Source organism: Inquilinus ginsengisoli, assembly GCF_031453975.1.
In the GTDB taxonomy this organism is placed as follows: domain Bacteria; phylum Pseudomonadota; class Alphaproteobacteria; order DSM-16000; family Inquilinaceae; genus Inquilinus; species Inquilinus ginsengisoli_A.
On the sequence record NZ_JAVDPW010000001.1, the window covers coordinates 779336 to 799346 of the forward strand.

Consider the following 20011-nt stretch of genomic DNA (forward strand, 5'->3'; position numbering starts at 1 on the left):
CTGATGTCCCGCCGTCGTCTGCTGCAGGGCGCGGCCCTGGGGTCGGGCGCCGCCTTCGCGGGGCTCGGCAGCCGGTTTGCCCACGCCGCGCCGGCCACGCCCCTGAGCTTCATCGGCTGGCAGTTCCAGCCGCAGATCGTCGAAGAGAACGTCAACACCTTCAAGTCGCTGTACGACGAGGCCGTCAATTACGAGCTGGTGACCGGCGACTACCACCCGGTGGTCGAGACCAAGCTGACCGGCGGCCAGCGCATCGACATGCTGTATGCCGAGGAGGACCACATCGCCCGCTGGTGCACGGCGGAGTGGACCCGGGACCTCGAGGGGCTGGACGGGGTCGACGAGATGAAGGCCGGCATGTTCCCGGTCAGCGTCAAGTCGATGTCGCTGCCGAACGGCAAGCTGGCGGGGCTGCCCTATTACGCCGGGCACAACGCCTTCATCTACAATGAGGAGCATCTGCAGAAGGCCGGCCTCCAGGTGCCGGACAGCTGGGATTCGCTGCTCGACGCCTGCCGCAAGCTGAAGAAGGACGGCATCTCGGACGCGCCCTACAACAGCGCCTGGGGCCAGAAATGGCCGGAGCTGTCCTGGAGCATCTTCTCCTGCTGGTACGCGGAAGGCGCGCCGGTCTTCGACGCGAAGAACGACTTCGTCGACGACGCCGCGCTGCGCAAGGTGCTGGAGACGCACCAGGCCCTGTACAAGGAGCAACTGGTGGCGGCCGACATCATGACGCTGCCCAATGAGGGAGTGCCCAGCTACGCCACCGGCCGCCACACCTTCATGGTGCTGCACGACTACGACCAGAAGGTCGCCAACGATCCCAAGCTCTCGAAGGCGGCCGGCAAGGTGAAGAACGCCCTGATGCCGGGCAAGACCAAGTCGACCTTCGCCTGGACCGCTGTCTACATGATGGGGGCGCAGCCGACCGATATCGACCGGACCTGGACCCTGCTGCGCTTCTTCGGCGGCAAGTCCAAGGACGGCCAGTACCATGTGATCAAGCGCTGGGCGCTCGATTTCGGCCTCGGCTCCGCCTACAAGGAAGTGATGGCCGATCCCGAAGTCGTCGCCAGCTTCGGCAAGTGGCGCGACCTCGCCGTCACCAACAAGCAGCTCGAACTCGCCACTTCCCGCGACATCGCCAAGCAGATCTGGTTCCCGGAATGGGACCTGTTCATGATGCAGCGGGTGCAGGAATACATCCGCGGCTCCATGTCGACCGACCAGATCGTCGACGAACTCGGCAAGAAGGTGGCCGAGCTGAAGCAGCAGTACCAGTAGCCAGCAGGAATGGCGGTCGCGGCCATGCCGTGATCGCCCTTTGCGCGCCATTCGTCTGAGGGGCTGCCCGGTGACGATCACCATTCCGCAAGCACCTGCCATCGACCGTCCGCGCCGCCGCATCGGCCGGATCCCGGGCTTCGCCTATGGCGCGGTGGCGCCGACGCTGGTGATCGTGATCGCCGTGGTCGGCCTGCCGCTGGCCTACAGCCTGTATCTCAGCCTCCACCGCACCAACCCGATCACCAAGCGCTGGATCTTCGTCGGGCTCGACAACTACGCCGGCATGCTCGGCAACGCCGAGTTTTGGGCCGCGCTGGGCCGCACCGGCTATTTCGCCGCCTTCTCGGTGATCGGCACCACCGTGATCGGCATGGCCATGGCGCTGGTGCTGAACGAGCGCTTCGCCGGCCGCGGCTTCCTGCGCAGCGTCATGCTGGTGCCCTGGGCCATGGCGCCGGTCTCGGTCGGCGTGCTCTGGTCCTTCGTCTATGCCGGTGACTATGGCGCGCTGAACGGGCTGCTCAACGATCTCGGGTTGGGGTTCCTGGCCACGCCCTGGCTAGGCGACGGCTTCCGCGCGCTCAACCTGGTCGCCCTGACCCAGGTCTGGAACCAGGCGCCGTTGACCGCCCTCTTGCTGCTGGCCGGGCTGCAGTCGATGCCGGGGAACCTGCACCGGGCGGCGATGCTGGACGGCGCCGGGCCGGTCGCCCGCTTCTTCGCCATCACGCTGCCCTGGCTGAAGCCCAACCTGCTGTTCATCGCCATCATCGCCACGATCAACTCGCTGATGGCCTTCGACATCCTGTGGATCATGACCCGCGGTGGGCCGGGTGCCGCCACCACGGTCTTCGCCTGGCTCGGCTACCTCTACTCCTTCCAGTTCCTGAAGTTCGGGGAAGGGGCGGCGATCCTGTACGGCCTCACCATCCTCAGCTTCGTCCTGGCGATCCTCTACTTCCTGGTGCTCGGGCCGCGGCAGCGCCGGGCGGCCGCTGCCTCCAGCGGCATCGTCCCGGACAGCGGCCGGGTCGGGACCGGCCGGCGGCACGCCATGGTGACGCTGCCGCCCTACCGGCCGCGGCTACGGCTGCCCCGGCCGGTCGAGGCCGTCCTGGCCCGCTTCGGCTTCGCCCTTGCCGCGCTGCTGATCTTCCTGTGGTCGGCGCTGCCGGTGATCGCGCTGGTGCTGATGAGCATCACCCCGGCCTCGGACCTGATCCGGACACCGCCCACCATGATCCCCAGCGGCTTCACCCTGCAGAACTTCACCGCGGTGCTGGCGCCGGAGCTGGCGGCCGGCAACGAGACCAGCGTCCAGGCCAAGCGGGTGCCGCTGTCGCTGCTGAACAGCTTCATCGTCGGCGTGGTCGTGGTCACAATCAGCGTCGCCCTGGGCACCCTGGCCGGCTACGCCTTCGCCCGGCACGGCAAGGCCCGCTTTTTCCGGATCAGCCTGTGGGGCCTGCTGCTGACCCGGATGACGCCGGCGCTGACCCTGGTGCTGCCGTTCTTCGTCATCTTCCGGACGCTGGGGCTGATCGACACCCGCACCGGGCTGGTCATCGCCTACAGCAGCATCCTGCTGCCGCTCAGCGCCTGGATGATGAAGAGCTATTTCGAGGGCATCCCGGTCAGCCTGGACCGGGCGGCGCTGATCGACGGCTGCTCGCGGCTGAAGATGCTGTGGAAGATCCTGCTGCCGGTGGCCCGGCCGGGCATCATCGCCGCCGCGATCTTCTGCTTCCTGGTCAGCTGGAACGAGTTCCTGTTCGCGCTGATCCTGACCTCGACGCCCAACGCGCAGACCATCCCGGTGGTGCTGTCGGGCTTCCTCAGCCAGGCGCGCTTCTACGAATACGGGCCGATGTTCGCCGCCAGCGTGCTGTCGATCGCGCCGCCGGTGCTCGTCGCCTTCCTGTTCCAACGCTACCTCGTCCAGGGCGCGCTCTCCGGCGCCGTCAAGGGCTGAGCCGGGAGGCCCGCATGACCTCGATCAACATCCGCGCCGTGTCCAAGAGCTACTCCCAGCACCGGGTGCTGAAGGGGCTCGACCTCGACATCGCCGACGGCGAGTTCATCTCCTTCCTCGGCCCCTCCGGCTGCGGCAAGAGCACGCTGCTCTACTGCATCGCCGGGCTGGAGGAGATCTCGACCGGCAGCATCCTGTTCGACGGCCGCGACATCAGCGGCCTGGCGCCGCGCGACCGCAACATCGCCCTGGTGTTCCAGGACTACGCGCTCTATCCGCACATGGCGGTGCGCGACAACATGGCCTTCCCGCTGCGCCAGCAAAGGGTCGGCGCCGACGCCATCAAGCGCCAGGTCGCCTGGGCGGCGGAGCTGCTGGGGCTTGAGGAGCTGCTCGATCGGTCGCCGGCCGAGCTGTCCGGCGGCCAGCGCCAGCGCGTCGCGGTCGGCCGCGCCATCGTCCGCAACCCGGCGGCGCTGCTGATGGACGAGCCGCTGTCCAACCTCGATGCCAGCCTGCGGGTGCGGATGCGGACCGAGATCAAGCGGCTGCAGCGCGAGCTGGCGGTGACGACCATCTTCGTCACCCATGACCAGGAGGAGGCGATGGTCCTGTCGGATCGGATCGCCGTGATGCATGACGGCGTGCTGCAGCAATTCGCCGACCCGATGGCGGTGTATCGCGAGCCCGCCAACCAGTTCGTCGCCGGCTTCATCGGCAGCCCGCAGATGAACTTCCTGCCGGGCTCCGCCGTCTCCGGCGGCCAGGACGACAGCCGGGTGGTCGGCATCCGCCCGCACGATTTGACACCCTCCGCCGGGCGGGAGGACGGGGCGCTGTCCCTGACCGGGGAGCTGGCGCTGATCGAGCCTGCCGGTCCGATCCATTTCCTCGACGTCCTGATCGGCGACCGCATGGTCAAGGCCACCTGCGGCGACCCCGGGGGCTTGCGCCCCGGCGCCAGCCTGACCCTGACCGCCGCCGACCGCAGCATCCACCTGTTCGACCGCGCCAGCGGCGCCCGGGTCTGATCCCACAAGGAAGCGTGCATCCCATGGCCTTCGATCTCGTGCTCCGGAACGGTCGGGTGATCGACCCGTCGCAGGGCATCGACCGCGTCGCCGACGTCGCCTTCGCCGGCGGCAAGGTGGCGGCGGTCGGCGCCGGCCTGGATCCCGGCGGCGGCGCCGTCCGCGACGTCTCCGGCCTGATCGTGACGCCGGGGCTGATCGACCTGCACACCCATGTCTATTGGGGCGGCACCTCGCTCGGCATCGATGCCGAGGACTTCGCGCGGCGGAGCGCGGTCACCACCTGCGTCGACACCGGCAGCGCCGGGCCCGGCAACTTCCCGGGTTTCCGCAAGCATGTGATCGACCCCAGCCAGATCCGCATCCTTGTCTATCTGCACGTCTCCTTCGCCGGGATCTTCGCCTTCTCCGAGCGGGTGATGGTCGGGGAAAGCCACGATATCCGGCTGATGGCCGCGCGGGATGCCGTGGAGGTCGCCGACGGCAACCGCGACGTCATCATCGGCATCAAGGTGCGGATCGGCCGCATCGCCAGCGGCCCGGCCGGCATCGCCCCGCTCGACGTCGCCCTGCAGGTGGCGGACGAGACCGGGCTGCCGCTGATGGTCCATATCGACGAGCCGCCGCCCTCCTATGAGGCGGTGGTGGACCGGCTGCGGCCGGGCGACGTGCTGACCCATTGCTTCCGGCCCTTTCCGAACGCTCCGGTCACCCGCGACGGCAAGATCAAGCCCGAGGTGCTGGCGGCGCGGCAGCGCGGCGTGCTGTTCGACATCGGCCACGGCAAGGGGTCGTTCTCCTGGAAGACCGGCCGGGCGATGCTGGCCCAGGGCTTCAAGCCAGACACCATCTCCTCCGACGTCCATGCGCTGTGCATCAACGGCCCCGCCTATGACCAGGTGACGACGCTGTCGAAGTTCCTGGAGCTGGGCATGCCGCTCGACGAGGTCATCGCCGCCTCGACGGTGAATGCCGCCAAGGCGCTGAACCGGCCGGAGCTGGGCACACTGCGGCCGGGCAGTGTCGGCGACGCCAGCATCCTGTCGCTCAAGGACGGCGCCTTCCCGCTGGAGGACGTGCGCGGTGAAATCGTGACCGCCGACCGGCGGATCTTCGCCGAGGGCGTGGTGGTCAACGGGCGCTGGTGGCATCCGGCGGAAGGAACGAAGTGATGCAGCGCGACGACATCGAGACCTTCGCCAACCACATCGGCGGGCGCTGGGAGGCGGAGCCGGAATGGATGCCGGCGACCAACCCGGCCACCGGCGAGCCGATCGGCCGGCTGCCGCGCAGCAGCCGCGAGACGGCGCGGCGTGCCATCGCCGCTGCGCGGGCGGCGCAGGCCGGCTGGGCCGCGACGCCGGTGTGGCAGCGGGCGAAGGCCTGCCTCGCCATCGCGGCGCAGATCGACGGCGCGCGCGACCGCATCGCCCGCAACCTGAGCCTGGAGCAGGGCAAGCCGTTCAAGGAGGCCCATGGCGAGGTCGGCAAGGCGGCGGACGGGTTCCGGCTGGCGGCCGAACTGGTCAAGCAGCTGGGCGGCGAGACGCTGCCGGCGGAGGACCCGAGCAAGCTGCTGCTGACCCTGCGCCAGCCGCGCGGCGTCTATGCCGTGATCACGCCCTGGAATTTTCCGGTCAACATCCCGGTCGAATACCTCGCCCCCGGCATCGCCACCGGCAACACCATCGTCTGGGTGCCGGCGCCGACCACATCGATGGCCGCGGTCGAGTTGATGCGGGTGATCGAGGAGGCGGGGCTGCCTCCCGGCGTGGTCAATCTGGTGATCGGGGAGGGGGCGGTGGTCGGCGACGAGATCGTCGCCCACCCTGATACCAACGGCATCGGCTTCACCGGCAGCCCAGCCACCGGCCAGCGCATCGCCGAGCGCGGTGCCGGCAAGCCGATGCTGCTGGAGCTGGGCGGCAACGGGCCGGTGCTGGTGTTCGCGGACGCCGATCTCGACCGTGCTGCCGTGGCCGCCGCCGGCGGCGCCTTCTTCAACGCCGGCCAGGTCTGCGCCGCCACCGGCCGGGTCCTGGCCCATCGCAGCATCGTCGAGCCGCTGGCGCAGCGGCTGGTCGAGATCGCCCGGTCGCACAAGCTCGGCGACCCACTGCAGCAGGGCACGACGATGGGGCCGCTGAACAACCCCAAGGTCGCGGCCAAGGTGCGCGAGCATGTCGACGACGCCGTCGCCCGCGGCGCCACGGTGCTGGCCGGCGGCAAGCCGCGTCCGGACCTGGGCAGCGACCTGTTCTTCGAGCCGACCGTGATCACCGGGGTCACCCGTGACATGCGGATCAACCGGGAGGAGACGTTCGGCCCGGTGGTGCCGGTGCTGGCCTTCGACGACGATGCCGAGGCGCTGGACCTGGCGCTGGACACCGAACACGGGCTCAGCGTCGGCCTGTTCACCGCCGACCTGGACCGGGCGCTGCGCTTCGGCGAGGCGATCCCGGCCGGCATCGTCAACGTCAACGCCGGCAGCACCTATTGGGAGCTGCACCTGCCCTTCGGCGGCGGCTCCGGCACCAAGAGCGGCATCGGCCGGCTCGGCGGCCGCCATACGCTCGAGGCGATGACCGAACTCAAGATGATCTCGATCACCCGGACCGGGAAATGACCACAACCACACCTTCATCCGCCGTCGCGGCGCGGCTGCTGGCCGACCTCGTCGAGCTACTGCTGCCGGGCGATGCCGACTGGCCCTCCGGCGGGACAGTCGGCGTCCAGTCGACCCTGGCGATCCGCCTGGTCGAGGAGCGCGGCGAGCCGGACCTGACCCGGCTGGCCCAGGCGATCCTGAAGGCGGGCGGCCCGTTCGCCGATCATCCGGAGGAGCGGCGCATCGCTATCGCCCGGGCCTTGGAGGCGGCGGAGCCGGAGCTGTTCGGCTGGGTCCGCGACGCCGCCTACTTCGCCTATTACGAAAGCCCCTATGTGGTCGCGGTGATCAACGCCCAGGGCCATCCGTACCGGCTGCGGCCGCATGTGAAGGGCTATCCGCTGCAGCGTTTCGACCCGGCACGCGACGCGCCGAAGCATGGCCGCGGCCGCTGGCAGGCGACCGGGGACGTGCGCCCGGTCGACATTTCCACCCTCGATCTCGACAACGACCGCACGCAAGCCTGGGGCCTGAAGCGATGACCAAGCCATCCTGCGACGTCCTGATCATCGGCGCCGGCGCCACCGGCTCGCTCGCCGCCGTGGTGCTGGCCCAGGCCGGGCTGAGCGTGGTCTGCCTCGAACAGGGCTCCTGGGTCGAGGCCGGCGACCATCCGCATTACAGCTCCGACTGGTCATGGCAGCGAAAGACCCGGTGGAACGCCGACGTCAACCGCCGCCACCATCCGGACGACTATCCGGTGGTCTCCGACAGCTCGCAGGTGCTGATGTGGAACGGCGTCGGCGGGTCGACCAATGTCTACGGCGCGATCTGGCCGCGCTATCGCCCGTCCGATTTCCGCAAGGGCGACGAGCACGGGCTGCAGCCGAACTGGCCGATCGCCTATGAGGATATCGCCCCGTTCTACGAGGTGGCGGACCGCATGATCGGCGTCAGCGGCCTGGCCGGCGACCCGGCGATGCCGCCGCGCGATTCCTGCCCGACCGGGCCACTGCCCTTCACCAAGGCGGCGCACCGCCTGTCCCAGGCCTTCGACCATCTCGGCTGGCACTGGTGGCCGGCCGAGGCCGGGGTGATCTCCGAGGACTATGATGGCCGGCCGGGCTGCAATGGCTGCGGCATCTGCAACGGCTGCCCGCGCGGGTCGATGAGCAAGTATTCGCTGTCGATCTGGCCCAAGGCCCTGTCGGCCGGGACCGAGCTGCGCATCCACGCCCGGGTGCTGCGGATCGAGAAGGGCAGGGACGGGCGGGCCACCGGCGCGATCTACATCGACCGCGAGACCGGCCGCACCGAGTTCCAGCCGGCCGAGATCGTGGTCGTCGCCGCCAACGGCGTCGGCACGCCGCGGCTGCTGCTGGCGTCGGACAACCTCGCCAACCAGTCGGACCAGGTCGGCCGCAACCTGCTGCACCACACGCTGGTGGGTGCCGAGATCTGGGTCGACGAGCCGATCGACGGCCATATGGGCTATGTCGCCTCGCTGATCAGCCGGCAATTCGCCGAGACCGATGTCAGCCGCGGCTTCGTCAACGGTTTCAACTTCAACTGCCTGACCAGCACCTCCGCCGCCGCCGAGGTCGCCGCCGGCTGGATCACCGAGACCCGGGCGCCCTGGGGCCGCGACCACCACCGCTGGTTCGAGCGCCATTTCGGCCACGGCATCGGCGTCTACGCCATCGGCGACGACCTGCCGAACCCGGAGAACCGCGTCGCCCTCGACCCGGTGAAGCGCGACGCTGACGGCATCCCGGTCGCGACCATGCATTACGCGCCGGGTGAGAACGACCGGCGGATGATGAACTACATGCTCGACCGGCTGGTCGACATCGGCAGCGCCGCCGGCGCCTTCGAGGTCAAGCTGCAGGACTACCGCGACAAGGACGGCGTCTACCGCACTCCGGCCTGGCACATGATCGGCACCTGCCGCATGGGCAGCGACCCCGAGACCTCCGTGGTCAACAAATGGCAGCAGAGCTGGGACGTGCCGAACCTCTTCATCGTCGACGGCAGCGTCCTGGCCACCGGCGGCGTGGTCAACCCGACCCCGACGATCTCGGCCCTGGCCTTGCGGGCGGCGACCCATATCCGCGACAATTTCCGCGAGCTGAAGGGCGCGACCCGGCCGATGGCGGCCTAGGCCCGAGCCTCAAGGAGTCTGATCGACGCTGCCGCTGCCGCCGGCCGAGCCGGGCATGCGCGAGGAGGAGGTCGACACCCGGCCCTGATCCTTGACCTCGACGCCTTCGAGGCCAATCTCGACGATATGGCTGGGCTGGCGGCGCAGGCCGGGGTGAAGCTGCGGCCGCACGCCAAGACCCACAAATCGCCGGTGAGCGCCCATCTGCAGCTGGCGCGCGGCGCGGTCGGCCAATGCACCCAGAAGGTGGCGGAGGCCGAGGTGCTGGCTTGGGGCGGCGTGCCAGACATCCTGGTCAGCAACGAGGTGGTGTCTCCGCGCAAGCTGGCGCGACTGGGGGCGCTGACCCGGATCGCGCGGATCGCCGTCTGCGCCGACCATCCCGACGGGGTGGCGGCGATCGAGGCCGCGGCGGAGGCTGCGGGCACGCGGCTCTCCGTCCTGGTCGTGATCGATGTCGGCACCGGCCGCTGCGGCGTGGCGCCGGGGGAGGCGGCGGAGGCGCTGGCCCGGCGCATCGCCGCCAGCCGGCACCTCGCCTTCGGCGGGCTGCAGGCGTATCGCGGCCGGGCCCAGCACCGCCGGTCGCCGGAGGAGCGCGCCGCCGCCATCGCCGAAGCGGCACAGGCGGCCGGTCGAACGGTGGAGGGCTTGCGCCGGGCCGGCCTTGACTGCCCGATCGTCGGCGGCGCCGGCACCGGCACCTTCGCGCTGGAGGCGGTGAGTGGCGTCTTCACCGAGCTGCAGGTCGGCTCCTACGCCTTCATGGATGCGGACTATGCCCGCAACGACCCGCCGCCGCCCTTCCGCCAAGCGCTGTTCGTGCTGGCGACGGTGATGAGCGTGCCGCGCGACGGTGCCGCCGTGGTCGATGCCGGCCACAAGGCGCTGCCGACCGACAGCGGCATGCGCCTGGTCTGGGGCCGCGACGGCATACGCTACGAGGGTCCGTCGGACGAACATGGCCGGCTGGTGCTCGAGCCCGGCGCCGCCCGGCCGAAGCTCGGCGAGCGGCTGCGCCTGGTGCCGGGCCATTGTGACCCGACCGTCGACCGCTACGGCTGGTATGTCGGCATCCGCAACGGCAGGGCCGAGTGCCTGTGGCCCGTCGCCGCCCGCGGCACCATGGCTTGAACGGTATGTCTTCCGGTCTCGTCAAATCCACCGTCACGATGGCGTGCACGATCGCACGTCGCGTACATGAGCGTAGGTGGTTGCGTGTCCCCGATTTGAACTGCGAGAGCGACGGTGAAATCGCGAGCATGGCTTGCAAAAGCAACCACCGGCAGCGTGGAATAGCAATCTGTCGCATCGGTGAGAATCCCCAGCGGCGATCACCATCGCCAGCGGGCGGATCATAGGGCTATGGCGAAGACGTAGTTCTCATCTTCATCCACCAGGGGTCGCCAAGGCTTATTTCCCTCGCGACATCAGCACCTCGGCAGAAGCCGTTCCCATGCGCACCGGAGCGCCGGATCGGTCCCGTTCTGGCAGCTCCTGTGCGAGGTCAGGCGCAGCGTTTGGCGCGATCCTCGTGGGCAAACCATCCGTGAAGGGCGGAAAGCGGAAGTCCGAAGTCGGTGCCATCAGTGGTACGCAATAAACCCATTGTTGTATTTTCATCCTTTGAATAGGCCAGTGGCCGCAGTGGAGCATACAAATTGATGGTGCTGGGCGGGGCGGACGGGATTGCAGACCCGCCGCAGATGCTTACTCTAAGAACATTCGCATGGACCCGGTGAGATTCCGGGTGGCTATTCCGGCCGCTGATCCGCCGGACAACGCTAAGACGCAGTGGCGACGGTCAGATCGATTGTGCTCTCGATCGAGGGCGCGATGAGAATGAACCCGTTCACCGGATGCATCTGATGCGGCCCAGCGAGAGTGCTCGCTTCTGCGATTGGGTTGCTTCGCAACCGGCGTCGATGACGCTATATCAGAACAAGATCCGGAAGTGTAGATAGAGATCAGAGTATCCGTCTTCAGGATATTGTGGCCACTCTCCTGATTTTCTTGCGATCCCACTGCCGAGCTCGGTCTTGCCGCAGTCTATTCAGATATTTGCTCCCTCAAAGCAGTGGAGGAGAAATGCCAAGCCGTAGCCAATTGTTCTGCATCGTCTGTGGTGGAGCGGATGTTGTCGGACTGATTCAGCTCATCTCCGTGCCTGTCATCTGCACCCAGCTTTGGCGTAGCGCCAGTGAGGCCAGGAAGGTCGCCAGAGCAGACATCGATCTGGTCGGATGCCGCGGATGCGGACACGTCTTCAACGCGGTTTTCGATCCGGCTCGGATCACATATGAGGCGAACTACGAAAATTCGTTGATGGCGTCGCCACGCTATCGGCAATTCACAGACGCCATCATCGAGCGGCTCTTCGCCGCCTATGATCTGAAAGGCCGTACGGTCGTGGAGATCGGCTGTGGCCGGGGCGAGTTCCTGCACATACTATGCCAGCGGGGGATCCGCACCGGGATTGGCTTCGAACCCAGCCGCCCCAGTGAAACCGTCTCCGTTGACGGGGCCATGATGAGATTCATCAGCTCTGTCTTCGACCCGGCTCTGGCGCCGCATGCCGATGCCGTCTGCACTCGTCACGTGCTGGAGCACCTGCCCCGCCCCGTGGATCTGCTCCGTGCCATCCGCAAGGCCTACGCTTCATGCCCGGCCCAGGTTTTATTCATCGAGGTTCCGAACGGCGGCTTCATGCTGGATCAACTCGGTATCTGGGAGTTCCTCTATGAGGAGCTGTCTTATTTCACCCCCTCGTCGCTCGCCAATATGTTGAGGCTGGCAGGTTTGAGTATCGAACGGATCGAGCCCGCGTTCGGGGGGTATTTGCTGATCGCGGAGGCGATCTGTGGGCCACACGATGCGCGCCATCCTGCGTCTTCGCCCGCGGTGGCTGAGAATTTTCACACGTTTGGCGCCCGCTACACTGCGACCGTCACGGCCTGGCGTGAGTGGATGGACCTCGCCCGGCGACAAGGAAAGCGCCTGGCGCTCTGGGGAGGTGGGTCGAAAGGGATCACCTTCCTGAACCTGCTGGATCGGAATGGTCAGCATGTCGTCCAGCACGTCATTGACATCAATCCACTGAAGACGGGAACCTTTACGGCCGGTACTGGCCATCAGATCGTGCCACCAGCGGCCCTGAAGGACAGTCCGCCCGATGCGATCCTGCTGATGAACCCGGAATACGAAACAGAGGTGCGTCGAGCCCTGCGCGACCTGAATATCGCCGTGCAGCTGATTCCCGTGTCGGGATACCTGCCGCCGCCGGCTACAGCATGATGGCCAAATAGCCGCCTGGTGCAGCGGCGTTCTGAGTGCTCTCTGACGCCGACGAAGCCGCCATCCGAGCGGTGAGCGTCTGCTACTGCGGTGCGGTCCGCGAGGTGCTGTTGGTGCTGTGGGAGGCATCTGGCCGCCTCTGCTCGAGCGCTTGAAGCCGTTGATCCTGGTGCTGCTGCCGGCACTCGATCGGCACGGCCGGCTCGATCTGGACGGCGAGCTGCTGATCGTCAGCGCGGCGACGAAATCCCTACCGATTCCAACCGCACTGGCTCTCCCAGTTGCGGTTGCCGTCGCGCCGCGTCAGCCGCTCCGGGCGCTTCTCGTCCAACGCCGCGCGGGTCTTCGCCGTCACCTCAATCCCCATCGGCCGCCGGGCAGCGAACCCGATCATCTCGGCAGCAGATCGGTCTCGGCGCTGTTCTTCATCAGCACGCGCAGGGCCATGATGTCCTCGGTCATCTTCGGTTCCTCGGTCCAGGTTGGTGTCGGCAACCCTCTGTCGGGAACTTGATTGTCGCGAGCCGATAAGAATTTCCCGATAGCAATCGACCGTAATCATTGGGACGTGCCCGGAGATGGGCACAGGTGTGGGCCCTCGGGGCACGTCCTCATTGCGGCAACTCGAGCGACAGGTGTTAGAATTTGGAGCTTCTCGGCCACAGCGCTTCTGAATTATACTTCTGATACAGGCTCTCCAACTCTGCTCCGAAATATTCCAGTATGCTCCGCCGGCAGCAGGCAGCTTTCTGTAACCGCATCTCGCAGACGACGCTGATATGGATTTGAGGAGATGGATGATCACGCGCTTGCGCCCCGGATGAATGGAGGGCTGCCGAGAAGGTGGATTTCCCGACGTCGTACCAGGATAGGCAGCATTCGGATCACGGTGAGATGCCGCCGAGCATTTTCATGCCGGTCACCGAGATATTCGGTTTGGTCATCCACTTGGGCGAGTGATGGCAATCGTCCTGCCGTTGAATGGACATTTTGCTGGCGCCAAGTGACGGGCGCCGATGATCTCGGGGGACTCGATGGTCGCGATTGGTCATGGAAGAAGCGTCTCGGCCACGGCAGCGATTGAGCAGTGTCGCGCGGCGGTGGGCGATATGGTCCCCCACCTCCTCCTGGTCTTCTGTGGCGGCAAGCACGACGGCACCGAAATCGTGAAGGCACTTCGGGCCGCTTTCGGCGAAGATGTGCCGATCGTGGGCGGTTCGGCTGCCGGCGTCATCTGGCGGGACGGCCTCGGCTATAGCGGGTTGGAGGTGGGGCTCATCGCCTTCGGCGAGGGCGAATTCCTGCCCGAAGTCGTGGTCAACCGGGATTTGCTGCAGGGCGAGTATGCCGCGGGCCTCGCGCTTGGGCAGCAGCTCAGGGAGAGAGCGGCGGAGGACGCAGTCACCCTGCTATTCTACGACAGCGTCGCCAACCAGTCACCGCTCCGTCTTCATCCGGCGAGCGATCTCGTCGCGGGCATACAATCGGGGCTCGCGGGACATCGGATTCGCCTGATCGGCGGCGGAACTTTGACCGACATGAATCTGTCTGACGCCTGGGTGCTCGACGGCAGGAGCGTTGCCAAGCATGCCGCCGTCGCCCTCGTCTTCCCGCCGGAACTGAAGGACGAAACCGTCATCCTGCATGGCTGTCGACCGGTGAGCACTTTCATGGAGATCACGCGCATCGAAGGGGCGGAGGTCTTCGAACTCGACGGCCGCTCCGCATTGGGCGTGATCGAACAGATGCTGGGCGTCACCCTCGGTAACACGTCGTCGCAGGACCTGTCGTTGATCGCAACGCTGGGCGAGAAGCAAGGCGACCCCTACGCTCCCTACGACGAAAACAGCTATGTCAATCGCCTGATCCTGCGGGCCAATCGGACCACAGGCTCGATCACCTTGTTCGAGAAGGACTTCCATCTCGGCACGCGAGTTCAGATCATGTCCCGAGACAACGCGCTCATGCTCGACAGTGTCCGGAGCGGGATCAGCAAGATCAACCACGCACAAAGCGGCGGACAGCCACTTCTGGCGATTTATATCGATTGTGCCGGCCGCGCCAGTGCTCGCAGCGGCGCCGCGGTCGAAGAGGCACGGCTGGTGGCAGACGGCCTCAGCCCGACGATCCCGTTCCTTGGATTCTACTCAGGCGTCGAGATCGCACCCTTCAACGGCTACAGCCGTCCTCTCGACTGGACGGGTCTGTTGACTGTGCTGTCCGCCCGATGATCACCGGTTCGCGGGGAGCCGTCGGCGTTTCGCCCGGTCAATTGGAGCGCGAGCTCGCCTACTATCAGCGGGAATGCAACGATCTCGGCGCCCGCCTGCTGCGATTGCAGGAAGAGCAGAGCCAAGCCTTTCGCGAGGCGAGGCGCAGCCGAACGTTGGCCAAGCTGATCCGCGAGGCCCACCGTCTTGCCGACACCGTGATCGGAGCGGAGGATCTCGGTGACCGGATCTTGGAGATCGTCATCGACAACTCGATGTGCGATCGCGCAGCTCTTCTAGTCGAGGAGGTTCCTGGGAGCCGCGTCTTCCGCGTGACACATGCGATCGGGTTGCGCGAGAAGGCAGCATCGCCGATCACGCTTCCGAGCGTGCCTGAGTTTTTCTTCACCACCGCCCAGAGTCGTATCGAGCCACCGGCATATGAGCTCACCGGCATCCTGCAACTGCCCTATGTGCTCTGGGCGTATGACCGGACGACTGGCCATGCCCTCATGATCGGCAACCGGTCCGAGGCGAATGTGAGCCGCGCTTTCGAGGCCGGCGATCAGGAGCTCATCGAGGGCGGCCTCTCGGTCTTTATCGACGTGCTGGCGCGCAAGCAGGCGGAGCAGGAACTGCGGCGGGCGATGCATGCGGCAGAGCAGGCCGACGAGGCGAAGGCCGCCTTTCTCGCGACGCTCAGCCATGAATTGCGGACTCCACTGAACGCCATCATCGGCCTGGCCGACATTATGTCCTCGAAGCGATCCTCCGCCCTGACTGAGGAACGGTCCGGCACATATGCGGCCGAAATTGCCAGCTCGGGGCGTCACCTTCTCCGCCTCATCAACGATATTCTGGACTATTCGAGCATCGCCCGGGGACATCTGGCCATCCAGCCCGAGTGGATCCGCCTGGAACATGCCGTGGGAGGCGCCATCCGGGCGGCACAAGGGATGGCGGAGGAACGAGGCATTACTCTGTCGGTGTCGCCCATCGATCCCGCCTTCGGGCTTCTCGTCGACTCGGTCCGCTTCCGCCAGATCCTCGACAACCTGATCGGCAACGCGATCAAGTTCACGCCGCCGGACGGCCAGATCGCTGTCGATATCGAGTTCGGAGCGGAAAGCTCGATCCAAATCTCGGTCAGTGACACCGGGATCGGCATGCGATCCGAGGACATCGCGATCGCGATGGAGCCGTTTCGTCAGCTCGATAACGCTCTGACCCGCAAGATCGCGGGCACTGGATTGGGCCTGCCGATCACAAAGGGCCTTGTCGAGGCCCATGGCGGTGCCGTCATGATCGAGAGCGAGCCCGGCCGGGGAACGACCGTCCGCATCGTCTTTCCAGCTTCGCTGGGAAGCCCGGGGCGAGCGGGGAGACCGACGGCAAAGCGCTGAACCGGACTGTCAGCGTGGCCATGTCGGTATGGCGCCCCTGGGGGTCGCAGTTAAGGTCGCGAGGTTCTCGTCGATGGCGCGGAACAGGCCCCAGGTCTCGCCGTAGTTCAACGGAAAGCCCGGGCACCCGGCGTCGACGTCCTTCTGCCGAGCATGGATGTAGTCAGTCCAGAGCTTGGTCGACGGGCGGCGATGATGGAAGTCGTGGCAGGGCGCGTCCCCGACCAAAACGATGATGCGGACCAGCAACTGGACCGTGAGCATGTTCAGCCACCACAGGCTCCAGGCGGCGAAGCCCGATGGCGACCACGCCTGCTCTCTCGGCGGGACGACGCCAGGGAATACGCCCGCGGTCGCCAGACAAATGAACTCCTTGTCCCGGGCAACGATCAACTCCGGTGCGGGAAAGCGGTGCTCGCACAGAATCCGCCCGATCGTCGCCCATTGCAGGAGGACGGTCAGCGGCAGGAACCAGATGAGGAGATAGGCGAGAAAATGGCCGGCGATAGCCGAAACCGCCGCTGGCAGCACCAGGGCAGCCACGGCCACCGCATTGTGTTCCCGGTCGTGTGAACGCATTGCGGCGCCCATTCGGCGGAGCAGGAATCGGAGATGGAATCCGGGCGAAAAGACAACATTGACCAGCACACGCCGCCACAGCTCGCGTTTCGAGAGCTCCGGCTCGAGACGGCACATCCCGAGGACGAAGTCGGCGAACTCATCCTCCTCCGTCAGCAGCTTGCGGGCGCTGTGGTGATACATGTGCTCCTTTCGATAGTGATCGAAATGCTTGAACAGGAAGAGGGCCGAGACCAGCCGTCCAACCAGCCGGTTGCGCTCCCAGGTGCGAAACACGGTGCCATGGCCGCAGTGGTGGAACACCACAACCTGGAAAATCCCGAGGCCGGAAGTGGTGAGCGTCAGAGAGACGAACAGGAGAAGGTCGGCCTGGATCGTCGGAGCCAAGGTCGCGAGCACGCCGGCCGTGAGCCCCGCCACGATCAAAAGACAGCCCTGATGCACGAAGTGTGTCGGGGAACGCACGATCTCCTTCTCGTCCGGCGCCGGCCTGGCGGTCAGCCATGACAGGAAAGGCTGGATGACGGCGGGCAATCGCGCTGCCATCTCCTGGCGAGGATCGCGTCGCACGGTGACCGAGGCTTCCCGCGCACCAGTATCGTCGATTTCGGCAGCAAGGCCAGACATGGAACGCTCCCCTCCGCATCGCCGTGGCAGTGATTTATCATCAGCTTTAGAAGGATCGTAGGTCGGTTCAAAGGATCAAAATTGCCTAAAAAGTAGCCTTATACTCATGGGATTGCGAAGGCCACAGTGCGTCCCGGTATAAATGGGACTTCCCGTGCAGGATGTGACGTATTCTTTGGATTGATCGGCCATCGATCGCCGGAGTGACGGTTATCAAACGGTCAACGATCCTCCCGCCGACCCTGCCTCGGCGCCTATGACGCGGGTGTACCGGTCACCCCTTCGGCTGACCCTACGCGTGATCTGGCGGCCTGTTGTCGGCAAGGGTCAGGCTTCCCTTCGGGTATCCACCAATTGGGTGGATACCCGAAGGGAAGAAGGTGAAGTCGACGGGATCGGCGCGTCGGCGTTGGGTCCGAGAAGAGAAGCGGTTGCTCCTGGAGGGGGCGCGTGCTCCTGGCGCGTGGGCTTCGGAGGTGGCGCGCCGGCGCCGGGTGAATGCAAACCGGCTGTTCACCGAACTGTGCCTGTTCGCCAAGAGCTGGAGACGGGCAGGTTCGTCTGGCCGCCAATCGTGCGGGGGCCGTTGCTGCTGATCCAGCCCGCGACGCAATCCATAGCCTCGGCGCCGGCGAGGTCTCTCTGCCGCGTTGTATCCTGATTTCTCAAGGTGGACCATCGACGCAAGCCACTGCCGCACCGTCAGCAGCTTTGGGTCACTATCGCCAGCGGCGTTGACCAGATATTGGCCGCTGGTTCCCGATAACGCCTCGAAGCAGCGGGACTTGACCGGAGCTAATCGAAGTTACTTGAGCCCCCTCAAGGTCGTCTGGAGGTCGTTGCTTGCCAAATCCGTGATTTCAACGCGATTGCGGCCGCGCGCCTTGGCGAGGTACAGCGCCCGGTCGGCAACCCGCATCAATGCGTCCAGGCTGAGATCACTGGCCAAAGCCACTGCCCCCCCAATGCTAACGGTCAACGGAACGACACTCTCTCCGGTGGGATTGAATTCCCGCTCTGCGAGGTTGCGTCGCACCCGCTCCGCGGTGGCGGCGACCTCGTCGAATCCGGCTCCGATCATGACCACAGCGAACTCCTCGCCACCTAGGCGGGCAACGAGATCGGCCGGCCGAACCTCAAGGCGCAGCCTTTCTCCCAGCAGCTCTAGCGCGGTGTCGCCTGCTTGATGGCCGAACCGGTCGTTGACGATCTTGAAGCTGTCGACGTCGATCATGAGCAAGGCGACATTCGTCGGTTGCTTTCCCCCCAGAACTCCTTCCATGTGACGGATGAAGTAGCGTCGATTATAGAGACCGGTTAACGGGTCGGTCAGTGCCATCTTCAGTGCCCCGTCAAGCGCGCTGCGCAACCGTTCCTGATAGAGCTTGCGCCGGATCTGGTTGCGCGCCCGAACGCGGAACTCGTTCGGGTTGAATGGCCGGGAGATCCAGTCGTTCACGCCGAGATCGAAACCCCGCAGGACCAGGTCCCGATGATCGACCTCGGCGATCAGGAGCAGGGGAATGTCGCGGCTGGCCACATTGGCCCGCAATCGCGACGCCAGGCGGAGCGGCTCGACATTCGGCATCGAGAGATTGATGACGATCAGGCTCAACTCCTGGACCGCACTGATGGCAATGGCCTCCTCCTCGCTGGAGGCCCGCACAGCCAGGATCCCGTCCTCGGCTAGGGCGCTTTCCACGCTCGCGGCGCCGAGATCCCAGTCATCGACGATCAGGGCGCTGGCCCCGCTCACCTCGACTCTGCCGAGCGGTTCGGAGACTAGCCCCAGGGCTCGAGTCGTCTCATGTCGAGTTCGCCATTCATCGAAGAGCTGCTTGAGACGAACTAGGCCTTTGATCCTGGCGAGGAATGTCTCCGTGTCGATAGGTCGGGTGAGGAAATCGTCGGCTCCGCATTCGAGTCCGCGAAGCTTGTCGGCGCTGCCATTGAGCGCGGTAACCATGACGACTGGAATGTGCATGGTGCGCTCGTCCGCTTTCAGACGGCGGCAGGTCTCATATCCATCCAATTCAGGCATCATCACGTCAAGAACAATGACGTCAGGATGCCAGCTTTGTGCAAGCTCGATCGCGCCGGCGCCGCTGTCCGCTGTAATGACGGTATAGTACTGATCCGAAGCGATTACGCTCAAGATGTGGGCGTTTGCCTCAATGTCATCAACAATTAGTACTTGCGCTGTCATGAGTTCAACTCAATTCCACGCTTAAACGATACTTATATCTCTTATGCTCGACGGACACTGGGTTGGTGCGGGTTCGTCACCCGGCTCGCTGACACCCACAAACAATATCATGCTAGATCGGGATCATACATAGGGATGCAGCTATCTCGTGACTGGCCGTACAATTGTCGGTCTCGTACAGGATCGTTAGGTGTGTCTGCGTCGGGTCCGCATATTGTGTTATGCCAAATGAAATTTGCCTGGGCGCTAGGTAATTTTTTCGGAAGCGCATCAATCTCTCGATCGTCGCGCGCGTGTTTATACAGGCCAACAGCCGGTAGGGAGACGCAGTCCGCCTTCTGCATCCCGCTGATGGGGGGCATCGTGGCCCAGGCTCTGCCGGTCGCGACCCCTCGCGTCGCCGCGGGACCTACTGACGCTGGAGGGCCTGTCGGTTTGGGAAGGTTTCGGTCTGGCTGGGCTCGGGATCGCTGTCGCGGCGGTGATGGACGTCCACAACCGTTTGTCCCGCATCAAAGCTGGTCCGCCCGGCCATTCCAAAGATCGCGGACGGATGGCGGTGATCCATCGGGTCATGCACCACCTCCAAGGCTGGTCGATATCGGTCGCTTGCAACAGAAGGAGTACCCC

14 protein-coding genes and 1 other annotated feature are annotated in these 20011 nt (G+C 65.7%); of the genes, 12 read left to right on the forward strand and 2 right to left on the reverse strand.

The window, feature by feature from the left end; all coding sequences use genetic code 11:
• The first annotated feature begins 3 nt into the window (after positions 1 to 3).
• The 12 genes from E9232_RS03580 (at position 4) to E9232_RS03635 (ending at position 15969) form a co-directional block, all read left to right on the forward strand.
• Positions 4 to 1287, forward strand: coding sequence for an ABC transporter substrate-binding protein (locus E9232_RS03580; protein WP_309792181.1), 1284 nt, complete (start codon positions 4 to 6; stop codon positions 1285 to 1287).
• A 70-nt stretch (positions 1288 to 1357) separates the two neighbouring features.
• Positions 1358 to 3262, forward strand: coding sequence for an ABC transporter permease (locus E9232_RS03585; RefSeq protein ID WP_309792182.1), 1905 nt, complete (start codon positions 1358 to 1360; stop codon positions 3260 to 3262).
• Positions 3263 to 3276: 14 nt separating this feature from the next.
• Positions 3277 to 4293 (forward strand): ABC transporter ATP-binding protein, encoded by a 1017-nt coding sequence (locus tag E9232_RS03590; protein WP_309792183.1) that lies wholly within the window; start codon positions 3277 to 3279, stop codon positions 4291 to 4293.
• 23 nt (positions 4294 to 4316) lie between these two features.
• On the forward strand, positions 4317 to 5465 hold the full coding sequence (locus E9232_RS03595; protein WP_309792184.1) for an amidohydrolase/deacetylase family metallohydrolase: 1149 nt from the start codon (positions 4317 to 4319) through the stop codon (positions 5463 to 5465).
• The gene (locus E9232_RS03600) at positions 5465 to 6919 is read left to right on the forward strand and encodes an aldehyde dehydrogenase family protein (protein ID WP_309792185.1); all 1455 of its coding nucleotides are present in this window, start codon (positions 5465 to 5467) and stop codon (positions 6917 to 6919) included. The genes E9232_RS03595 and E9232_RS03600 overlap by 1 nt, the downstream gene beginning before the upstream one ends.
• Positions 6916 to 7443: a hypothetical protein gene (locus tag E9232_RS03605; RefSeq protein ID WP_309792186.1), complete on the forward strand. Its 528-nt coding sequence runs from the start codon at positions 6916 to 6918 to the stop codon at positions 7441 to 7443. The genes E9232_RS03600 and E9232_RS03605 overlap by 4 nt, the downstream gene beginning before the upstream one ends.
• Positions 7440 to 9062, forward strand: coding sequence for a GMC family oxidoreductase (locus E9232_RS03610; RefSeq protein ID WP_309792187.1), 1623 nt, complete (start codon positions 7440 to 7442; stop codon positions 9060 to 9062). The genes E9232_RS03605 and E9232_RS03610 overlap by 4 nt, the downstream gene beginning before the upstream one ends.
• A gap of 126 nt (positions 9063 to 9188) precedes the next feature.
• Positions 9189 to 10196 carry a DSD1 family PLP-dependent enzyme gene (locus tag E9232_RS03615; protein ID WP_309792188.1) on the forward strand — a complete coding sequence of 336 codons (1008 nt, stop codon included), beginning with the start codon at positions 9189 to 9191 and terminating at the stop codon, positions 10194 to 10196.
• 594 nt (positions 10197 to 10790) lie between these two features.
• Positions 10791 to 10846, forward strand: a sequence feature (sul1 is cis-regulatory element that is thought to sense ions involved in sulfur or methionine metabolism; They are found in Alphaproteobacteria).
• Between the two features lie 304 nt (positions 10847 to 11150).
• On the forward strand, positions 11151 to 12356 hold the full coding sequence (locus tag E9232_RS03620) for a class I SAM-dependent methyltransferase (protein WP_309792189.1): 1206 nt from the start codon (positions 11151 to 11153) through the stop codon (positions 12354 to 12356).
• 160 nt (positions 12357 to 12516) lie between these two features.
• The gene (locus E9232_RS03625) at positions 12517 to 12870 is read left to right on the forward strand and encodes a hypothetical protein (RefSeq protein WP_309792190.1); all 354 of its coding nucleotides are present in this window, start codon (positions 12517 to 12519) and stop codon (positions 12868 to 12870) included.
• 520 nt (positions 12871 to 13390) lie between these two features.
• Complete coding sequence (locus E9232_RS03630) at positions 13391 to 14587, forward strand: FIST signal transduction protein (protein WP_309792191.1); 1197 nt, start codon at positions 13391 to 13393, stop codon at positions 14585 to 14587.
• Complete coding sequence (locus E9232_RS03635) at positions 14584 to 15969, forward strand: sensor histidine kinase (RefSeq protein WP_309792192.1); 1386 nt, start codon at positions 14584 to 14586, stop codon at positions 15967 to 15969. Before E9232_RS03630 ends, E9232_RS03635 begins: the two co-directional genes overlap by 4 nt.
• A 9-nt stretch (positions 15970 to 15978) precedes the next feature.
• Here the strand turns inward: E9232_RS03635 and E9232_RS03640 are convergent, their stop codons facing one another.
• Positions 15979 to 17175 (reverse strand): fatty acid desaturase, encoded by a 1197-nt coding sequence (locus tag E9232_RS03640; RefSeq protein ID WP_309792193.1) that lies wholly within the window; start codon positions 17173 to 17175, stop codon positions 15979 to 15981.
• A gap of 805 nt (positions 17176 to 17980) precedes the next feature.
• On the reverse strand, positions 17981 to 19381 hold the full coding sequence (locus tag E9232_RS03645; RefSeq protein WP_309792194.1) for a PleD family two-component system response regulator: 1401 nt from the start codon (positions 19379 to 19381) through the stop codon (positions 17981 to 17983).
• Positions 19382 to 20011 lie beyond the last annotated feature (630 nt).

Coding starts and splice junctions, on each gene's coding strand:
- E9232_RS03580 (WP_309792181.1), top strand. CDS start 4: ATGTCCCGCCGTCGTCTGCTGCAGGGCGCGGCCCTGGGGTCGGGCGCC.
- E9232_RS03590 (WP_309792183.1), top strand. CDS start 3,277: ATGACCTCGATCAACATCCGCGCCGTGTCCAAGAGCTACTCCCAGCAC.
- E9232_RS03595 (WP_309792184.1), top strand. CDS start 4,317: ATGGCCTTCGATCTCGTGCTCCGGAACGGTCGGGTGATCGACCCGTCG.
- E9232_RS03600 (WP_309792185.1), top strand. CDS start 5,465: ATGCAGCGCGACGACATCGAGACCTTCGCCAACCACATCGGCGGGCGC.
- E9232_RS03605 (WP_309792186.1), top strand. CDS start 6,916: ATGACCACAACCACACCTTCATCCGCCGTCGCGGCGCGGCTGCTGGCC.
- E9232_RS03610 (WP_309792187.1), top strand. CDS start 7,440: ATGACCAAGCCATCCTGCGACGTCCTGATCATCGGCGCCGGCGCCACC.
- E9232_RS03615 (WP_309792188.1), top strand. CDS start 9,189: ATGGCTGGGCTGGCGGCGCAGGCCGGGGTGAAGCTGCGGCCGCACGCC.
- E9232_RS03620 (WP_309792189.1), top strand. CDS start 11,151: ATGCCAAGCCGTAGCCAATTGTTCTGCATCGTCTGTGGTGGAGCGGAT.
- E9232_RS03630 (WP_309792191.1), top strand. CDS start 13,391: ATGGTCGCGATTGGTCATGGAAGAAGCGTCTCGGCCACGGCAGCGATT.
- E9232_RS03635 (WP_309792192.1), top strand. CDS start 14,584: ATGATCACCGGTTCGCGGGGAGCCGTCGGCGTTTCGCCCGGTCAATTG.
- E9232_RS03640 (WP_309792193.1), bottom strand. CDS start 17,175: ATGTCTGGCCTTGCTGCCGAAATCGACGATACTGGTGCGCGGGAAGCC.
- E9232_RS03645 (WP_309792194.1), bottom strand. CDS start 19,381: ATGACAGCGCAAGTACTAATTGTTGATGACATTGAGGCAAACGCCCAC.